The organism is Acetatifactor muris (assembly GCF_024623325.1).
Classification (GTDB): Bacteria; Bacillota; Clostridia; order Lachnospirales; family Lachnospiraceae; genus Acetatifactor; species Acetatifactor muris.
The window spans coordinates 161290-178900 of sequence record NZ_JANJZD010000003.1; the positions used below are offsets into that span (position 1 = coordinate 161290).

The following is a 17611-nucleotide window of genomic DNA, read 5'->3' on the forward strand; positions in this document are numbered from 1 at the left end:
TATGTACCCCCTGCCCTAATACTCCAGAATCTCTCTTTTTGTGACAAAATTCACAACCGCCGACAGCCCAAAGGAAAACAGGAACACTACCACACCGATGGCCATACCGTATCCATAGGAAGAATTTGTATATGCCTGCTTATACATATAGCTCAGGAATACTTCCGTGGAACCGTCCGGACCTCCGCTGGTGAGAGACTTGACGAAGAGGAAGCTCAGATTGATGGAGCTGATGACAAAGAAGGTCAATGTGGTCCTCACATTGACCCAGATCAACGGCAATGTGATGGAAAAGAACTGCCTGATTCTTCCCGCGCCCTCCAGGCTGGCCGATTCATACAGGCTCTCCGGCACGGCCGCCATACTTGCCATGTACATAACCATGTAGTAGCCGATTGCCTGCCAGATCATGGCGATAACCAGACTGTAAATCACCAGCTTCTGATCTCCCAGCCAGAGAATGGGCGTTTTATCACTGCCCCTGAAAATGCCGAGCACACTGTTCAGGAGCCCGTTATTCGGGTCATATATAGCAGAGAAGATAGCGGAGATTACCACCACCGACAGAATATTGGGTATATAGAAAACAATTCTGAAAAAATTCTGCCCCTTAATCTTCTCCCTGGAAAGAAGCGCCGCAAAAATCAGCGCCAGCGCCATTGTCACAATGGTGACAAAGGTAATCAGGAGGACAGTGTTCTGAAAAGAACGGAAAAAATTGGTATCCTCCATCAATATTTTGAAATTATTGAGTCCCACAAATTCCTTGTTGTTGGAATACCCTCCCCACTTATAAAGCGACATTTTGAACACGTTAAAGGTGGGAATCAGCATAAAAATAACAAATAAAATAACAGCGGGTGCCACGCACACCCCGATAAACACACTTCTCGCTCGTCCTCTTTTCAATTCCGTCCCTCCTGTCTCCGGCTGCCCAATCCAGCCTGCGGCATCCTTCCGATTCCATGTCCGCCCGCCGACGGACTTACTGTAAGGAAAAAACGCTCCAAAGGCGGGAACCTTCGGAGCGCTCCGTCAAATCTTTATTCCATTGCTTCTCTCAGCTTGTCGCTTGCTTCCTCCACAGCTGCCTGCCATTCTGCAACTGTCTTGTCTCCGCTCACGATACTGTTCACGGTTCCGCACAGTGTATCCAGCATGTTAACGCCTTCTACCGGAGCCGTTGCAGCAAATCCGCCCATAACTGCGGTTGCGCCGTTGTCATAAATGCTGTAGAACAGTTTGTTGTCACCTTCAAGGTAATCGCTCACACCGGTAATCGGCTGAATAGCGCCTGATTTCGCAAAAATCTGTGCCGCCTCATCTGAGTACATGTAAGCCACAAATTCTTTTGCCATATCCTGATTCTCTGCCGCTGCCGGAATCCACATCTGCTCAAACCAGCAGAAAGAACATCCTGCTCCGCCGTCATTCACAGCGGGAATCGCCATGAAGCCCCACTCGAACCCATCAGCTCTGGGCGCATCCTTCATTTCCTCGGGAAGCCATGTTCCGTTGGGGCAGAAGATTGCCTTATTATCCAGAATCAGCTGCTGGTTCTTGGTGAAATTGTCATTGTTTGCATTGGCAACAGTAGTCTCTTCCGTATACTGCCCCAGCTTCTCAATCAGGCTGAAGACCTTGGTGGCGTTCTCGCTCTCCCAGATACCGTCTTCATAGGTCATACATTTATTGAAGAAATCCGGACCGCCCGCGGAGGAAAGCGTCGCGTAAGTAAATGCGTCAAAGTATCCTGTGGTGGGATATGTAAACAGGGCAATTCCCTCTTCCTTTGCCTTGTCGCCCAAAGCCCACATTTCTTCCCATGTGGTGGGAACTTCCCAGTTCTTCTCCTTGAACAGACCCGCATTGTAGAACAGACCGCAGGGGCTGTAGAACATGGGAGCATAATAGGTCACGCCGTCGCCGTAAGGGTTGGTCGCCAGTGTGTCAAGGAAGCCGGGAACCACTTTGTCCTTAACCGTCACATTCTCCCCAGGCACTGTCATATCCAGAACATCTGTCAGCGGAAGAAGTGCGTTCTCCTTTGTCAGAGTCTCTGTCAGGGCTGCTTCACGGCCTGTTGCCAGATGAACCACATCCGGATAATCTCCGGCCTTCATACCGGGGCTGATCACATCTTCCAGTTTCTTGTCCACTGTGAGTTCCACAGTGACACCGGGATGAGAATTCTCAAAGGCAGCCGCCACTTCACTCCACATCTCAGCGCCGTAGCCGCCTTCAAAAGCCGCCACTTTCAGAACCTGCTCCTCCACCTCAGCCGAGCTGTCCGCAGATTCCTGGCTCTCCTCTGTCTGAGAAGTACTTTCTGCAGCAGAGGAACTTTCGCTGCCTGTGTCACCCGTACTGCTGTCGCTGCCGGAACCTGCGCCAGCATTGCCGCATCCGGTCATAACGGATGTCATCATGGCCGCCGCCAGCAGAGCAGCAAAAATCTTTTTCCTTTTCATAATGTCTGATCCTCCTTTTAATAGTAGGTATAGAACCTTCGTTGTCTGTAACATTCAGTCCGTCTCTTCTGAACTGTAATTAGAGTATAACGAACTTTGTGCCTGCTTTCAACTCGATTGTTGCTGACTATTTTAGATATATTGCTTTTATTATGCTTTATTTAAAAACCAATAACAAAATAGTATATATTGTGCAAAATATATATTTAAATTGCATCTTTAATTTATTTTTGGTCATATAAACAATTTTTTCTCAGGTGCCATGGGAAAAATATTCTCTTTTTGCAAGCTGTTATTTTCTTATGTTGTCTGATTTTCTCCACCTGGATTTTATATTTTTTGTATAAAAATGAATTAAATGGACAAAATTTCTAAAGTGAGGTATGATAAAGGCACCGCCCACGGCAGATATCGGAACAGAAAAGGAGACGAAATACAATGGGAAATACAAGACACCGCATCGATGGCAGGAAAAATTCTTCTATTGGCGCCTCCACCCTTTTATATGTATCCACCTCCAAATACGAGGGGGACTGGCAGAGCATTCTGCACTCCCATCCCTTCAGCGAATTGTTCTATGTGGTGAACGGCAACGGCACCTTTGTGGCAGACGGAAGGGAATTTCCCGTGTGCAAAAACGACATGGTCATCATCAATCCCCATGTGCAGCACACGGAGAAATCTCTGCGCACCTCCCCTCTGGATTATATCGTACTGGGTATAGACGGTCTGGCCTTCTCCTGTGAAACCATCGCCTCCGCCCAGGACAGTCTCTCTCTTCACACGCCCTCCGGAATGGTTTACAAGTGTAATATGCCGAATTCGAAAGTATATGCATATCTGAATATCATGCTGGAGGAAATCTCCCGCAAAGAGGAGAATTACGAGGCGGTCTGCCAGAATCTTCTGGAAGTACTTCTGCTGTGTATGCTGAGAAATGACAATCTCTCCATTGTTCAGAGCAGCAATACACTCCTGAACAGAGAATGCGCGCAGATCAAGAATTATCTGGACGCCCATTACGCAGAAAATATCACGCTGGATACATTGGTTGAGATCACGCACATGAACAAATATTATATGGTACATGCTTTCACCCGGTATGCAGGCCTCTCTCCCATAAACTATCTTCTCCAGAAGAGAATCCAGGAGGGAAAAGCGCTTCTGGAGTCCACCACCTATTCCATCGCACAGATTTCCACCCTGCTGGGCTTTTCCTCCCAGTCTTATTTTTCCCAGGCATTCAAAAAGGCTACGGGTAAAACGCCCATAGCCCACAGAAACGAATATCAGAAGCAACAGCGGAAATGATCCGTCAATAATAGTACATTCCGCGTCCGCCGCAGCATCCGCCGCCCAGACAGCACACATTACAGATCATATTGGCAAGGACAATCTTCAGACAGATATTGCCGCCTCCAAAGGCAGGATACCCATAGGCAGCCTGCCGCTGTCTGTACCAGCTGCCGCCGCTCTCGAACTGCTGTACCAGACTCCGGTAATCCACATTGTCCGGCTCCAGCGCCGAGGCCTGCTTTGCATGTTCCAGCGCCGCCACATTATTGCCCAGGCCGGAATGCGCAATGGCACTGTAATAATACCACCTTGCACTCCGCTCACGACTGTCCACATTGTCCAGTGTGGTTCTGGCTTCCCGGTAATAACCGTTGCGGATATAATTACCTGCGGCGCGAAGATACGTATTCTCTTCATAGCCGGTACTCTGCCCCTGGCCAAAGCCTCCAAAGCCCCCGAAACCGCCAAAGGGTCCGTACCCGCCGAAAGGGTCTCTCCCCTGGCCGCCGTAACCGTCCCCGTTTCCATAGCCGGTTCTGCCATAGCCGCTTCCCCTGTAGCCGGAACTGCCGTACCCGGATGTCCGCTCCTTCATAACCTGCTGATAGGCCGACTGAATTTCTTTGAATTTCTCTTCCGCCTGTGCTTTGTTGGGGTTGTTCACATTGGCATCCGGATGATACCTGCGGCTCAATGTCTTATATGCTTTTTTGATCTCTTCCTCGGAAGCATTTCTGCTCACGCCTAATACACTGTATGGATCGTACATCTTATCCTCGTTTCCTTACATTTCCTCATCTGCTGTCCATATGGGGCCGCTTCTGAAGTTATTTTCCTGACCACATCCTCAGGCTTTCGTCTGAAGTCTCCTGTCATGGACAGCCTCATATCTGCCCCAGACACCGGAGTAAAGAATATTCCGCAGAATTTCCACATTTTCCAGAATGGGAAGGCTCTCAAACTCCCGACAGCACTCTGACATCATCATCATCAAAATGGTCCTGCATTCTTCCTCAAAATCCGGATTCCCATACTTCTGTTTCAACGGATTCGGGGTACCTTTTCTGATATCCGCTTCTATATCCTCATAGGCATCACAGAGGTAAATAAATTTCCCCAGAAAAAATCCCAGCCGTCTCAGACTCTCCGCCCATTCGTCCTCGCGCACAGCCATAATCTCGCCCATAACTGCGCCGAACAATCCCGCCAGGGCGTCAATATCGGCGGCCTCCGCTTTCTCCTGCTCCGAAAAATCCTGCATCAGCAGATTTATGGTTCTCAGCTTGGTCCCGTACAGTTCCTTCAGTCTGCCGGCCCTGCCTTCAAGTACTCTGCCGTAGATAAGTTTCCGGAATTTTCTCTCATCCTCCCAGTCATCCCGACATTTATAACAGGAAAAAAGAATATTCATATCCGCGGCATATTCCGTATAGATATTATTTCTGGTCTCGTGACTTTCAAAGGGATGCGCCACACATTTACAGCTTCCGCTCCGGGTCTCCGGCTCGTAAAGCCCTGTCAGCAGAATCGCCAGAAACGTCATATCATAGCTCAGAGACATCTGACCGCAGACACCGTACTTCTTTTTCAGTTCCCGGCAGATACCGCAGTAAAAAGAATGGTATACGTCAAATTCCCTGAATTTCATCTCAGCCTTGTTGATCATGATATATCCGAACATTCCAAACCTCCGTGCCATCAAGGGCGGGCATGCTTAACTTTTCCTGATAAACTCATTTCCGCATTTTCTGCATCTGATGGCAATTTTGCCCTTTCCTCTGGGCACACGGATTTTCTGTCTGCAGTTCGGACATTTATATATATGATATACTCTGCGCTGTCCCCACTCTCTCTTCTTCCTGATAAAAAAGCTCCTGATTTTCATTGTCTGCTTCAGATACTTCTGGTTCTCAGCGGCCCGTCTGCCGGTATTCCTGGAAAACATGCGGAAATAAGCATAAATCATTACGACAGTAGCCAATATGTAAAACAGACTGCCGCCGAAAAATGAAATAATCAGACACGCAAAGGCAAACGCCAGCAAGAACTGATTCAGATTGTCATTCCCGTAGCGGCCCCACATAAAGCGCTGTAATTTTTCTCTCATCTCATTGCCTCCTGACAAACAGCAGAAAACACCACCATGCTGGTTTTCTGCTGCCATGAATGAAAAACTCCCGGTTGCTACGTTACATTTTAAACTTTTTTACAGGAAATACAATTAAATAAATATAAATAAATATTAAACGTTATGGCATAGACTTACTTGCCTGCCACGGCAAGATTGCGCACCAGAACAGAGGGAGAACCGTATTTGCCGCGGATAAACTCCAAATCTGCACCCACTTTCTCAATCTCCTTCAACAGGGTAAAGAAATTCCCCGATACGGTAAAATTCTTCACCGGCGCACTCTTTTTGCCGTCTGCAATCAAAAAGCCCCCGGAAGAAAGAGAGAAGTCCCCCGTCACCGGATTCGCGCCTGCGTGAAGACCCATCATCTCCGTCACATAGATTCCGTCGCCTGCGGCCGCAAGAAGATCCGGCTCCTGCCCCGGCTGAATATAAAAGGTAAAAGGACTGACACCCACCACTGAGGCATAGGAAGCTCTGCTGGCGTTTCCCGTTGTCTTTACCCCTGCATTGGCGGCGGTTTTCAGGTTGTGCAGCAGCGTGGAAAGCACACCCTTTTCCACCACATTTTTCGCATATGCCGCCACGCCTTCCCCGTCAAAGGTTCTCTTTATGATACCGTCCTCATACCTGGGGTCATCCACAATGGTCACGATATCCGCCGCAATCTCCTCCCCTTCTTTTCCCGCCAGCAGTGACATTCCCTTCTGGGCCTGCTCCGCGGAAAAAATGTCGGAATAGGTCTGCAGCAGAGTTGCCATGGCCTTATTGGAAAATACCACCGTATATTTCCCGCTGGGAACACTGCCGGCACCAATGGTGGATACCGCATCCTCCACTGCCTCCGCGGCAATGTCTCTGATGTCAAAATCCTGCAGACGCCCTGTCTTTCGCTTACTGCCGTCGTACAGCTCACCGCCTTCTGCCACCAAAGCCATTCCCAGGCAGACACCGTAAGCGGTTCTGTCCTCCAGGTCCAGACCATTGGAATTGTACAGAGCACAGCATCCTCTGGTATAAGTCGTATAAGTCTGTGTGCCGTCGCTTACGCGGCTGTCGGCCTGATACATCTCCTTCTGAACGCCCAACGCCATATCCATCAGCTCCGTACCTGTGGGAACCGTCTCATCCATCTCCGCGCCTGCCGCATAAACATCCCCTTTTTCATGGAGAAAGGACTTCTCTTCACTCTCAATAGACCGTGCGTTGTCCAACGCACGGGCAATCAGAGAAGCTGCTTCTTCCTCCGTCAGATTCTCTGTGGAGGCATACCCCGCCTTCCCGTCCACAATACAGCGCAGTCCAACGCCCATTCTGTTCTCCGTACCGTACCCCTTGACTTCCTCCTGATAAATCTCCACAGAAGCGGACTCGCTTTCCTCATAATATAATTCATACTCCGCTATCTGCATCTTCGCCGCTATTCTGATTACGGCTTCCTTAAATTCCTTATATTCCATTTTTGATCCTCCTATTCCAGTCCCACATCATCCCGGTCTGTACCCAGGAACGCCGGCAGAGAACTTCCGGCCGCTAATTGCATGCGTTCGTAACTTCTCTGGGGTACTGACCGGGATGATGTTGTTTTAAGTCGCTGCCGTGGCTTACCGTCCTCCCACCGTAATGGACGATACGCGAATCAGGGGCTGCCCCACATCCGTGGGAATACTGCCCGAAGAAGCGCCGCACATGCCCTGTGCTCTCGCCACATTTTTACCGACCATGTCGATATTCATAATCACGTCGGAACCTTTGCCAATGAGACTGGCGCCCCGCACCGGCTCGCAGACTTTACCATTTTTAATCAGATATCCCTCGTTGACGGCAAAGTTAAACTGCCCTGTCACAGGATTCACGGACCCGCCGCCCATGCTTTTCGCATAGAGACCGTATTCTATGGAAGCGATAATATCCTCGTCCCTGTCCTCTCCCGCAGCTATATAGGTGTTGGTCATGCGGGAGGTAGGCTCAAACTGATAGCTCTGACGCCTGCAGTTGCCGGTGGACTCCATGCCCATTCTCCGTCCATTCAGTTTATCAATCATATAGGATTTCAAAACGCCGTTCTCGATCAGTACATTTCTGCGGGCAGGCGTACCTTCATCATCGATATTGACAGAGCCCCAGGAATTTGGAATGGTTCCGTCGTCGATGGCGGTTACTTTTTCATTGGCGATCTTTTCTCCCAGCTTTCCTGCAAACTGAGACTGGCCCAGCGCCACACAGGAAGCCTCCAGCGAATGTCCGCAGGCTTCGTGGAAAATGACGCCGCCGAAACCGTTCTCGATGGCAACGGGCATGGTACCGGCCTTGATATAGCCGGCGTGCAGCATGGTAACTGCCTGGGCGGATGCTTTCCTGCCCAGCTCCCTGGGGTCAAAATCTTCGAAAAGCTCCAACCCTTTTCTGGCGCCGGGTGTGACACTGCCTGTCTGGTTCTCCCCGTCCATGCTGGCAATGGAAGAAATGGAAACTCTGGTGCGGATCTGTCTGTCCCGGGCCAGCAGGCCTTCGCTGGTGGCAATGAGGATTTCGTGGTCCGCTTCTATGTAATTGCCGTTCACCTGGACGATCTCGTCATGATAGTCCTTCGCAGCCAGACATGCCTGCCGCAGATAATCAATTTTATCCGCATTTGCCGCATCCGCCGGCACAATCTGAATGGGATGGATATCGCCGAATATCCGCTCCCGCAGCACCACATTCTGAATCAGCGCCGAACCGGTCAGTGCATCCGCCACCCTCGATGCACAGCTCAGCACAGCCTCGGCCGAGAGAGAAGACGCCGAACCGGACACACAGCGGGTTCCCTTGAAAATCCGGATTCCCACTCCTGAAATGACGGCATCTCCGATCTTGTCTGTCTTCCCGGATATAATGTTGATATTCTTGCTTCTGGTATGTTCTGCAAATACCTCCGCATAGTCCGCACCTGTGGCCAGTGCACGGCCCAGGGCTTCTTTTAATACTTCTTTTGATATCATGTTCTGACCTCCTGTTATAATTCTGTCACGACCTGCCCCGGCAGAAGTTGGATAAAATCCCTTCGGCGCATTCGTTTTACTGTCTTTCGTCAAACCGGAAAACGTTTCCGGCCAAATGACCCGCATACTGCTTTAACGATAAGCTTCCATGTACGGACCTGTGTGCAATACAGGGAGACCGTTTTGCAGTCTCCCTGAAGCAGCTTTCTTTATTTTGTATTTGTACCTGGCTACAGTTCAGCGCCCTGACCGGACTGTTTCTCCTGTCCGGACTGTTACAGGGATTCCTCTCATTTATGGTTCGGAAGATCCTGTGCCACATCCTTCATGGAGAAGCTGATTCGTCCCATTCTGTCCTTACCCAGGCAGACCACTGTCACCACATCACCCAGGGTCAGCACATCCTCCACTCTGTTGATTCTCTCTCTGGCAATCTTGGAGATATGAACCATACCTTCCTTGCCGGGTGCAAATTCAAGGAATGCCCCGAACTCTTTGATACTGACCACCTTGCCCTTGAAAATCTGTCCTTCCTCGAAATCGGTGACAATCATCTTAATCATTTCGATGGCTTTGTCCATCATTTCCTTGTCAGTACCGCACACCGACACGTTTCCGTCGTCAGTGATGTCAATCTTTACCCCTGTGCGGGCAATGATCTCATTGATGGTCTTTCCTCTCTGCCCTACCACATCCCCGATTCTCTCCGGATCAATCTGGATGGAGATAATCTTCGGCGCATAAGGTCCCACTTCCGCTCTGGGCGCAGCGATAGCCGTTTTCATGCAGTTATCCATGATGAACAGTCTCGCCTCACGGCATCTTGCAATGGCACCTTCCACAATAGGTCTGGTCAGACCGTGAATCTTGATATCCATCTGAATGGCTGTGATGCCTTCTGTGGTACCGGTCACCTTGAAGTCCATGTCTCCGAAGAAGTCCTCCAGGCCCTGGATATCTGTGAGCAATACGAAGTCATCATCCGTCTCCCCGGTCACCAGACCGCATGAAATCCCCGCCACCATCTTCTTAATGGGAACGCCTGCCGCCATCAGAGCCATACAGGAAGCACAGGTGGAAGCCATGGAGGTGGAGCCGTTGGACTCAAAGGTCTCCGACACAGTGCGGATAGCGTAAGGGAACTCTTCCTCGCTGGGAAGCACAGGAATCAAAGCTCTCTCCGCCAGCGCGCCGTGACCGATCTCACGTCTTCCGGGACCGCGGGAAGGCTTCGTCTCACCCACGGAATAGGAGGGGAAGTTATAATGATGCATATATCTCTTGCTGACTTCGTTCTCATCCAGTCCGTCAATTCTCTGCTGTTCGGACAGGGGCGCCAGCGTACACACATTGCAGATCTGGGTCTGTCCGCGTGTGAACATGGCGGAACCATGCACACGGGGAATAATGTCAACTTCGGCCGCCAGAGGACGAATCTGGGTGATCTCACGTCCGTCGGGACGCTTATGGTCCTTCAGAATCATCTTGCGCACCGTCTTCTTCTCATACTGATAAACCGCTTCTCCCAGAATGGCAAGCCACTCTTCCTTCTCCGCGAAAGCTTCCTCCAGCTTCTCCGTAATGGTCCGGATGTTATCCTCACGGCTCTGTTTGTCGTCCGTGAACACAGCCACTTCCATTTCTTCCGGAGGCACGATTCTCTTTATCTCTTCAAACATTTCTTCCGGAATGGCACAGCTGGTATATTCGTGCTTTTTCTTCCCCACTTCCGCCACAATTCCGTCAATGAAGGCGATGATGGTCTGATTGATTTCGTGAGCCTTATAGATTGCCTCAAGCATTCTGTTCTCCGGAATCTCATTGGCTCCGGCTTCAATCATGATTACCTTCTCTCTGGTGGAGGCCACGGTCAGATTCAAATCTCCGTTCTTCCACTGCTCCTGGGAAGGATTTACAATAAATTCTCCGTCTATCATGCCCATCTGGGTCATGGCACAGGGACCGTCAAAGGGAATGTCCGAGATACTGGTGGCAATCGCCGCCCCCAGCATGGCCACCAGTTCAGGGCGGCACTGCGGATCCACACTCATCACCATATTGTTCAGGGTTACGTCATTGCGGTAGTCCTTCGGAAACAGAGGCCGCATGGGTCTGTCAATGACACGGCTGGTCAGCACCGCGTTCTCGCTGGCCTTTCCCTCTCTCTTGTTAAATCCGCCCGGAATCTTCCCAACGGCATACATTTTCTCCTCGAACTCCACACTCAGCGGGAAAAAGTCGATTCCCTCTCTGGGCTTGTCCGAAGCAGTCGCCGTGCTGAGCACCACGGTATCTCCGTAATGCATAAACGCACAGCCGTTCGCCTGCTTTCCCACCCGGTTGATGTCAACCTTCAGCGTGCGCCCGGCCAGCTCCATTTCATAGGTCTTGTACATAAAAATTCCTCCATTCCACCGTTCTCCACGGTTCTTTTCTTAATATATCCCGCAGAAAATGCCATAAACACATCTTCTGCAGACACAGGAACAGAAGACACCGAAACTACTGAAAAGAGCATGTGCTCTCACATAATCTTTTCAGCGGTCTCGGAACTTTCTTCTGTTCCGGATTACCATTACAGAAACCGGACATCCGCCCTGACTGTCCCCGGAATGCCGGCAGTTGGTCCTTTCTCAACGCAAAAAACGGAGAGCCGAATTTCCTTCGGCCTGCCTCCGTTTTCAGTCAGCCTTATTTTCTTAAGCCAAGTCTCTCAATCAGAGAACGATATCTCTCAATGTCTTTCTTCTTCAGATACTCCAGAAGACCACGCCTCTGACCTACCATCTTCAACATACCGCGGCGGGAGTGATGGTCCTTCGGGTTCACCTTCAGATGCTCGGTGAGTTCCTGAATCCTTGCCGTCAAAACGGCTACCTGTACCTCGGGTGAGCCGGTATCGCCGGGTGTCCTGGCGTACTCGTTCATAACTGCTGTTTTCTTTTCCTTAGAAATCATTTCTCTTTCCTCCTGTATTTATAACCGCCTGACACTAAGACCGGGTCGGAGTATCCCGTATCCGAGCATCGGCTGAATCATATGCGAGGCACCTGCCTCACACTTGATTATCTTAGCATATTTCCCGGAAATTGTAAACCGGAATTTTTAATCCTGCAATATCCTCACATACTTCACAGGTGTACGGTATTTATAGTTGCTGATCTTGATACCGGTCTTCACACTGCTCGCGTGAATCACCTGTCCTCCGCCGATATAAATCGCCACATGGTTAATGGTTCCCCGGCTGTTGCCATAGAAGACAAGATCACCCGGCTGCAGATCTCCGGCGGAAATCTTCGTTCCCGAATTCGCCTGAGAACCGGAATGATGAGGCAGCGATACCCCGAATTTCTTGAACACACTCAGCACAAAGCCCGAGCAGTCGGCCCCCTTTGTCAGGCTGGTTCCGCCCCACACATAGCGGTTGCCCAGAAACTGCTTCGCATATTCCACCAGTTCCACACGCACATCGGACACACCGGCACCGTACAGAAGTTCGGTCATGGTAATGGCAGTGTCAAGCTTCTCCGTCACAGTCACATACTCTGCCGCAACATAGGCCTCCTCGTCGTCAATGCCGACTTTTATCCATCCCTCCAGCGTCTCTATATATTCCAGTTCCTCTCCCTGAGGCACCTGGGTGAGCACGGCGCTTTCCGTATTGGCTTCATCCCGCACGTTCAGACCGTCTGTATTCACCACCACCACGGTGTGTACCAGTTCGTTCGCCTTCAGCTTCGCGTCCGGTCCGATCAGCAGATAATCCAGATTCACATACCCTTCCACTTCCCCTGAAGTAATATGAGCCCAGCCATCTACGGTCTCCAGCACTTCACACACAGAGTTCTTCGGCATCTTACCCACCATTTTGCTGTCGGTGGAGGGCTCCTGGCGCACATTCAGATTCCCGCTTTCCACATTGGCCACCCCAATGTTGGTATATCCCCAGGCAGCGCCCTGAGCCTGCTGCGCTGCTTCAATGTACTCCTCTGTGGTCAGACTGGACTCCAGAAGTGTAGTCACACCTGCAAACTGCAGTACATTCTCTTCCGCGGACACTGTTAACGGTTCCAGAGCCAGACAGAGCATCAAACCTGCCGAAGCCATTGCAATCTTTCTGTTTTTTGAATATCTCATGTATCTTCCCTCTGTAATAAACATCTGCCAAATTGTTACGAATTTGTTACATCTATTACAAATTATACACAGACACTGTCCATCTGTCAACAAAAAGTTAATAACTTATGAAATATTCCTGTCAAACCTTTAATCTTCTGCCGTCTCGGCCTCAATAATAGCAAAAGCTATGTTGGTGGCATGGTCTGCCACACGTTCCAGTCCCGAAGTGAGATCGGAGAACATCATGCCGGCCTCCGGCGTACATTCTCCCTGCGCCAGGCGACGTACATGCGCTCTCTGCATCTCCTTTTCCTTTGCGTCCACTTTGTTCTCCAGATCAATGACCTCCTGCATATGGCTTTCATCACTTCTGGCAAACATATCAATAGAATAGCGCATCAGGGTATTCACCATATCCAGGATTTCTCCCAGCTCCTTCTGCGCCTCCCCGCTCAGAGAAATGTTCTGGTCTCTGCGCATTTTCGCGGCATCCGCCACATTCTCCGCGTGGTCTCCGATTCTCTCAATATCACTGGCCACATGGAACAGCGCGCCGAGACTTTTCAGGTCCTCTATGGGAAGGGTGGTCTGGTTGATTTTCACCAGATAATCCGTAATGGCATGGCTGAGGAAATCAATATTCTCCTCCACCTCGTAGACCTCCGCAATGTCTTCCTCGTCCAAAGTAATCAGCGCGTTAAACGCCCTGTTCAGATTCTCGCTGGCCAGAGAAGCCATACGGTCCAGCTCTTTGATGACCTCCACCACGGCGGTAGCGGGATTGAACACCACCTTGTCACCGATATACTTCAGCTGGTGACTTTCGCGGTAGTTCACCTTTCTGTCCTCTCCCGGCACACAGAGGCAGGAAAGCTTTACAATCCACCCGGAGAAAGGGAACAGAACCACTACCTGGAAGATTTTGATCATGGTGTGGGCATTGGCCACAAAGCGTCCCCTGTCCGCGGACACCGACCAGATCAGATTCGACACCGGCTCTTCCGCCGCAAAGAGAATCAGATAAAGGATGGCCGTTCCAATCACATTAAACCAGAAATGGATCAGAGCAGCTCTCTTCGCATCCTTTTTTCCTGCCATGGAGGCCAGCAGTGCGGTGGTACAGGCGCCGATATTACAGCCCAGAATGATATAAAGTGACATGGAGAGCGACAGCAGCTCCTGGTTGGCCAGCAGAAGCACAATACTCACCGTGACGGAAGAGCTCTGAATAATTGTGGTCAGTGCCAGGCCCACCAGCGTAGCCACGATGGGCGTCTTCAGAGACCCCAGCAGATTCACAATTTCCGGCACTTCCCTCATTCCCGCCATGGAGGCGGACATGGTGCTGAGCCCCAGAAACAGCACGCCGAAGCCGATAATAATATCGGCAAATTTCCTGATTTTTTCCTTCCTGCAGAACATGGCGACCAGCACCCCTGCCAGAAGAATCACGGGTGCATAAGCGGAAAGATTAAAGGATACCAGCTGTGAAGTGACTGTGGTACCGATATTGGCACCGAATATAACACCTGCAGCCTGATACAGATTCATCAGACCGGCATTGACGAAACTGACTACCATCGCCGTACAGGCCGACGAGGATTGTATTATGCCGGTAAAGACGATACCGACGATCATACCGCTGAAGCGGTTAGTGGTGAAAAATTCCAGAATCCGGCGCAGCCTTGCGCCGGCAACCTTTTCTATGGAATCACTCATCACACGCATGCCAAACAGAAAAAGCCCCAGGCCGCCTGCCATTGACAAAATTATACTTGCGTTCATTCGTTCTCCCTATCCTGTTTTCTTTTGTTACCTCTCACGGAAGCTTCTCCCGGCAGCGATATCCTTCTGAATCTGTATCTTCAGAGCCTCCATGCTCTCAAATCGCCGTTCCGGCCTGTGAAATGCCTCCAGGCTGACTTCAATGTACGCTCCGTATATGTCCTCTTCAAAGTCGTACAGAAAAGATTCCACTCCCATCACTTTGTCTGCGTTGACTGTGGGCTTGTATCCCACATTGCTCACCGCCCGGTATGTCCTCTCCCCCACGCGGACCCGGGAAAAATATACGCCGTTCGGCGGCAGAAGCTTATTGTCGGGCGGCAGAAGATTTACCGTGGGAAATCCCAGTGTATGGCCGATCTGCTTTCCCCTGACCACTTTCCCCGTGACCATATAGGGTATCCCCAGCAGCCGTTTTGCCGTCTCCATATTTCCTTTTTCCACCTGTTCCCGCACCAGGGTAGAACTTACCTCCCGTCCTTCCAGGCACACCTTGTCCACGGTGGTAACTTCAAATCCCAGTTCCGGCCCCAGTCTGCGCAGAAGTGCCGCATTGCCCGCGCCCTTCGCCCCGAAGGAAAGATCACTTCCCGCCGCCAGAAACCGCACTTTCATCTGTTCGGCCAGAATCTGCCTGGCAAACCGCTCAGGGGGTGTGGCCGCAGTCTCTCTGTTCAGCGGAAATTCAATCAGAATCTCCACGCCAAGCCTTTCAAATAAAAGGCGTTTCTCCTCCCCGGTGGTCAGTTCCTTCCCGTCATTCCCCCCGAAAAATACGGCAGGGGAAGGGTCAAAAGTAAAAACACAGGCAGTCAGCCCTTTTTCCCTGCGGGACAGAATTTCCTCCAGCAGTCTCCTGTGACCGATGTGTATCCCGTCAAATTTTCCAAGGGCAACTGCCGTATCCCTTTCCAGCTTAAATTGTGTCGTACCTGTAATGATTTCCAAAAAGGCTCACTCTTTCTCCAAAAACATTTTTACCGGCCTGTACCGTTTCCGGTCAGCCTCATAAGCATAAATTCCGCAGAAGCTTTCGTCAGCCCCATACATCCGTACCCATCTGTCCGGGGCATATAATTCTTTCTCCGCTGTCTGTTCCGGCAAAATGGCATTGCCGTTATCCAGCAGTCTGAGATACTCCCTCCGCACATGCAGTACCGGGCAGCTGCCGAAGACACTGTCCACGGGAAGGATTGCTTCCCGCAGCCGGCCTCCATCCTTCAGCTGCTGCAGTTCCTCCAGCGTATACGCATCTTCCAGCCGAAATGCTCCCACAGCCGTTCGCCGCAGGCTCTGCATGGTGCCGCCGCACCCCAGCTTTTCGCCGATATCCGCACAGAGCGTCCGAATATAAGTTCCCTTGGAGCAAATCACCCGGAAGCGAACCACCGGCAGACTGCACTCCAATATTTCCAGCTCCCGTATATAGACAGCACGGGGTCTGCGCTCCACTTCCTTCCCCGCCCTGGCCAGCTCGTACAGCTTTTTCCCGTTCACCTTCAGCGCAGAATACATGGGCGGAATCTGACTGTATTCTCCCTGAAATGACAAGATTGCCTCCCGGACCATTTCCGCCGAGACCTCCGGATTGCGTTCCGCCAGCCTTTTCCCGGTGATATCCTGCGTGTCCGTCTCTACCCCCAGCAGAAGCTCCGCCACATATTCTTTCTCCCTGTCCGCCAGCATATCGCACACTTTGGTGGCGCTTCCCAGGCAGACAGGCAGCACCCCTGTTGCCATGGGGTCAAGCGTCCCGGTGTGTCCCACTTTTTTCTGGCCGCAGATTCCGCGCATTTTGGCCACCACATCATGGGAAGTATAATCAGGCTCCTTATGAATTATCACTATTCCGTTTATCATGCTCCGCTTCCCATTTCTTCAATTGCTTCTCAATATGTAAGGAAAGATTGTTCACGCAGTCATGGAACGTACCTGCCATGGTACAGCCTGCCGCCCGCACATGTCCTCCGCCTCCGAAATATGACGCCACTTCCGCGGCGTTGACCTTCTCACTGGTGCGCAGGCTTACCTTATACTCCAGCACCCCTGTCTGATACATGAAAATGGCACACGCAATCCCTTCGATATTGCGCAGCTGATTCACAATGCCGTCCAGGTCCTTTGGCTCCGCATGATAAAATTCCATGGTCTTGCGGTCAATGGCGCTGACAATACAGGCGCCGTCCAGGAAACGGATGCTCTCCATCAGGGTCCTGCCCATAATCTGGGCCTGTACATAGGTTTTCCGGTAAAAGGTCTCCTGTATCAGTCCGGCAAAATCAAAGCCATAGCCAATCAGTTTTGCCCCCTTCTCCATCGCTGCCGGGGTGGTATTCGAATACTGGAAAACTCCTGTATCATGAATCATTCCCACATAGATGGCCATGGCCAGATCCTTATCCAGCATGTCCGGATTTATCAGATCATAGATGAGCTCACAGGTGGAACCTGCTTCCGGCCTGATATAATTTAACTGCCCGCCGCCCGGATTGCTGATGTGATGATCTATATTAATCGTCTTCGTCGCTGTCTGAAAATAAGGCAGCGCCCCTCCCAGTCTGTCGGCAGCACAGTCCAGCACAAAGAACACATCAAAAGAAGACTCCCTGGGAAAATCAGTAATGATTTCATCAAATCCCTTAATTCCTTTAAAAATGTCCGCCGGCTTTTCCAGATATACCTGCACCCGGGCCTGGGGACAGCATTTTTTCAGATACTGCCATAACCCCAGACAGGCGCCCACACAGTCGCCGTCAGGCCGCACATGGCCGCTGATTCCGATACTCCCGGCTGCTTTACATTCTTCCAACAGATCTAATTTCATC

At 50.8% G+C, this 17611-nt stretch carries 15 protein-coding genes; 1 reads left to right on the forward strand and 14 read right to left on the reverse strand.

The window, feature by feature from the left end:
* Nucleotides 1-15 precede the first annotated feature (15 nt).
* Nucleotides 16-909, reverse strand: a complete 894-nt coding sequence (locus NSB25_RS04015) for a carbohydrate ABC transporter permease (RefSeq protein ID WP_103238105.1) — start codon at nucleotides 907-909, stop codon at nucleotides 16-18.
* Between the two features lie 134 nt (nucleotides 910-1043).
* Nucleotides 1044-2471 carry a carbohydrate ABC transporter substrate-binding protein gene (locus NSB25_RS04020; protein ID WP_103238104.1) on the reverse strand — a complete coding sequence of 476 codons (1428 nt, stop codon included), beginning with the start codon at nucleotides 2469-2471 and terminating at the stop codon, nucleotides 1044-1046.
* 438 nt (nucleotides 2472-2909) lie between these two features.
* On the opposite strand from NSB25_RS04020, the gene NSB25_RS04025 reads away from it, so the two are divergent.
* Nucleotides 2910-3782: an AraC family transcriptional regulator gene (locus NSB25_RS04025; protein ID WP_103238103.1), complete on the forward strand. Its 873-nt coding sequence runs from the start codon at nucleotides 2910-2912 to the stop codon at nucleotides 3780-3782.
* 4 nt (nucleotides 3783-3786) lie between these two features.
* Here NSB25_RS04025 and NSB25_RS04030 read toward each other — a convergent pair whose 3' ends face one another.
* The 12 genes from NSB25_RS04030 to NSB25_RS04085 all read right to left on the reverse strand — a co-directional run bounded on the left by NSB25_RS04030 (nucleotide 3787) and on the right by NSB25_RS04085 (nucleotide 17610).
* Nucleotides 3787-4536: a DnaJ domain-containing protein gene (locus tag NSB25_RS04030; RefSeq protein WP_103238102.1), complete on the reverse strand. Its 750-nt coding sequence runs from the start codon at nucleotides 4534-4536 to the stop codon at nucleotides 3787-3789.
* Nucleotides 4537-4614: 78 nt separating this feature from the next.
* Entirely contained in the window at nucleotides 4615-5448 is an 834-nt protein-coding gene (locus NSB25_RS04035; protein ID WP_257479226.1) for a DUF5685 family protein, read from the reverse strand.
* A gap of 33 nt (nucleotides 5449-5481) precedes the next feature.
* Nucleotides 5482-5874, reverse strand: coding sequence for a hypothetical protein (locus NSB25_RS04040; RefSeq protein ID WP_103238100.1), 393 nt, complete (start codon nucleotides 5872-5874; stop codon nucleotides 5482-5484).
* A 155-nt stretch (nucleotides 5875-6029) separates the two neighbouring features.
* On the reverse strand, nucleotides 6030-7358 hold the full coding sequence (locus NSB25_RS04045; RefSeq protein ID WP_103238099.1) for a TldD/PmbA family protein: 1329 nt from the start codon (nucleotides 7356-7358) through the stop codon (nucleotides 6030-6032).
* A 144-nt stretch (nucleotides 7359-7502) separates the two neighbouring features.
* Nucleotides 7503-8882, reverse strand: coding sequence for a TldD/PmbA family protein (locus NSB25_RS04050; protein WP_103238238.1), 1380 nt, complete (start codon nucleotides 8880-8882; stop codon nucleotides 7503-7505).
* Nucleotides 8883-9172: 290 nt separating this feature from the next.
* Nucleotides 9173-11278 (reverse strand): polyribonucleotide nucleotidyltransferase, encoded by a 2106-nt coding sequence (locus tag NSB25_RS04055; RefSeq protein WP_103238098.1) that lies wholly within the window; start codon nucleotides 11276-11278, stop codon nucleotides 9173-9175.
* A gap of 295 nt (nucleotides 11279-11573) precedes the next feature.
* Nucleotides 11574-11840, reverse strand: a complete 267-nt coding sequence (gene rpsO, locus NSB25_RS04060) for a 30S ribosomal protein S15 (RefSeq protein WP_103238097.1) — start codon at nucleotides 11838-11840, stop codon at nucleotides 11574-11576.
* 147 nt (nucleotides 11841-11987) lie between these two features.
* Nucleotides 11988-13019 (reverse strand): C40 family peptidase, encoded by a 1032-nt coding sequence (locus tag NSB25_RS04065; protein ID WP_242982285.1) that lies wholly within the window; start codon nucleotides 13017-13019, stop codon nucleotides 11988-11990.
* Nucleotides 13020-13148: 129 nt separating this feature from the next.
* Nucleotides 13149-14786 carry a Na/Pi cotransporter family protein gene (locus NSB25_RS04070; RefSeq protein WP_103238096.1) on the reverse strand — a complete coding sequence of 546 codons (1638 nt, stop codon included), beginning with the start codon at nucleotides 14784-14786 and terminating at the stop codon, nucleotides 13149-13151.
* A gap of 27 nt (nucleotides 14787-14813) precedes the next feature.
* Nucleotides 14814-15734 carry a bifunctional riboflavin kinase/FAD synthetase gene (locus NSB25_RS04075; protein WP_103238095.1) on the reverse strand — a complete coding sequence of 307 codons (921 nt, stop codon included), beginning with the start codon at nucleotides 15732-15734 and terminating at the stop codon, nucleotides 14814-14816.
* Between the two features lie 6 nt (nucleotides 15735-15740).
* Entirely contained in the window at nucleotides 15741-16646 is a 906-nt protein-coding gene (gene truB / locus NSB25_RS04080; protein WP_103238094.1) for a tRNA pseudouridine(55) synthase TruB, read from the reverse strand.
* Nucleotides 16618-17610, reverse strand: a complete 993-nt coding sequence (locus NSB25_RS04085) for a DHH family phosphoesterase (RefSeq protein WP_103238093.1) — start codon at nucleotides 17608-17610, stop codon at nucleotides 16618-16620. The genes truB and NSB25_RS04085 overlap by 29 nt, the downstream gene beginning before the upstream one ends.
* Nucleotide 17611: the final 1 nt, after the last annotated feature.

What these genes read in the sequence shown, in the direction of transcription:
- truB (WP_103238094.1), bottom strand. Translation starts at nt 16,646, where the DNA reads ATGATAAACGGAATAGTGATAATTCATAAGGAGCCTGATTATACTTCC.
- NSB25_RS04045 (WP_103238099.1), bottom strand. Translation starts at nt 7,358, where the DNA reads ATGGAATATAAGGAATTTAAGGAAGCCGTAATCAGAATAGCGGCGAAG.
- NSB25_RS04065 (WP_242982285.1), bottom strand. Translation starts at nt 13,019, where the DNA reads ATGAGATATTCAAAAAACAGAAAGATTGCAATGGCTTCGGCAGGTTTG.
- NSB25_RS04025 (WP_103238103.1), top strand. Translation starts at nt 2,910, where the DNA reads ATGGGAAATACAAGACACCGCATCGATGGCAGGAAAAATTCTTCTATT.
- rpsO (WP_103238097.1), bottom strand. Translation starts at nt 11,840, where the DNA reads ATGATTTCTAAGGAAAAGAAAACAGCAGTTATGAACGAGTACGCCAGG.
- NSB25_RS04035 (WP_257479226.1), bottom strand. Translation starts at nt 5,448, where the DNA reads ATGTTCGGATATATCATGATCAACAAGGCTGAGATGAAATTCAGGGAA.
- NSB25_RS04055 (WP_103238098.1), bottom strand. Translation starts at nt 11,278, where the DNA reads ATGTACAAGACCTATGAAATGGAGCTGGCCGGGCGCACGCTGAAGGTT.
- NSB25_RS04040 (WP_103238100.1), bottom strand. Translation starts at nt 5,874, where the DNA reads ATGAGAGAAAAATTACAGCGCTTTATGTGGGGCCGCTACGGGAATGAC.
- NSB25_RS04020 (WP_103238104.1), bottom strand. Translation starts at nt 2,471, where the DNA reads ATGAAAAGGAAAAAGATTTTTGCTGCTCTGCTGGCGGCGGCCATGATG.
- NSB25_RS04070 (WP_103238096.1), bottom strand. Translation starts at nt 14,786, where the DNA reads ATGAACGCAAGTATAATTTTGTCAATGGCAGGCGGCCTGGGGCTTTTT.
- NSB25_RS04085 (WP_103238093.1), bottom strand. Translation starts at nt 17,610, where the DNA reads ATGAAATTAGATCTGTTGGAAGAATGTAAAGCAGCCGGGAGTATCGGA.
- NSB25_RS04030 (WP_103238102.1), bottom strand. Translation starts at nt 4,536, where the DNA reads ATGTACGATCCATACAGTGTATTAGGCGTGAGCAGAAATGCTTCCGAG.
- NSB25_RS04050 (WP_103238238.1), bottom strand. Translation starts at nt 8,882, where the DNA reads ATGATATCAAAAGAAGTATTAAAAGAAGCCCTGGGCCGTGCACTGGCC.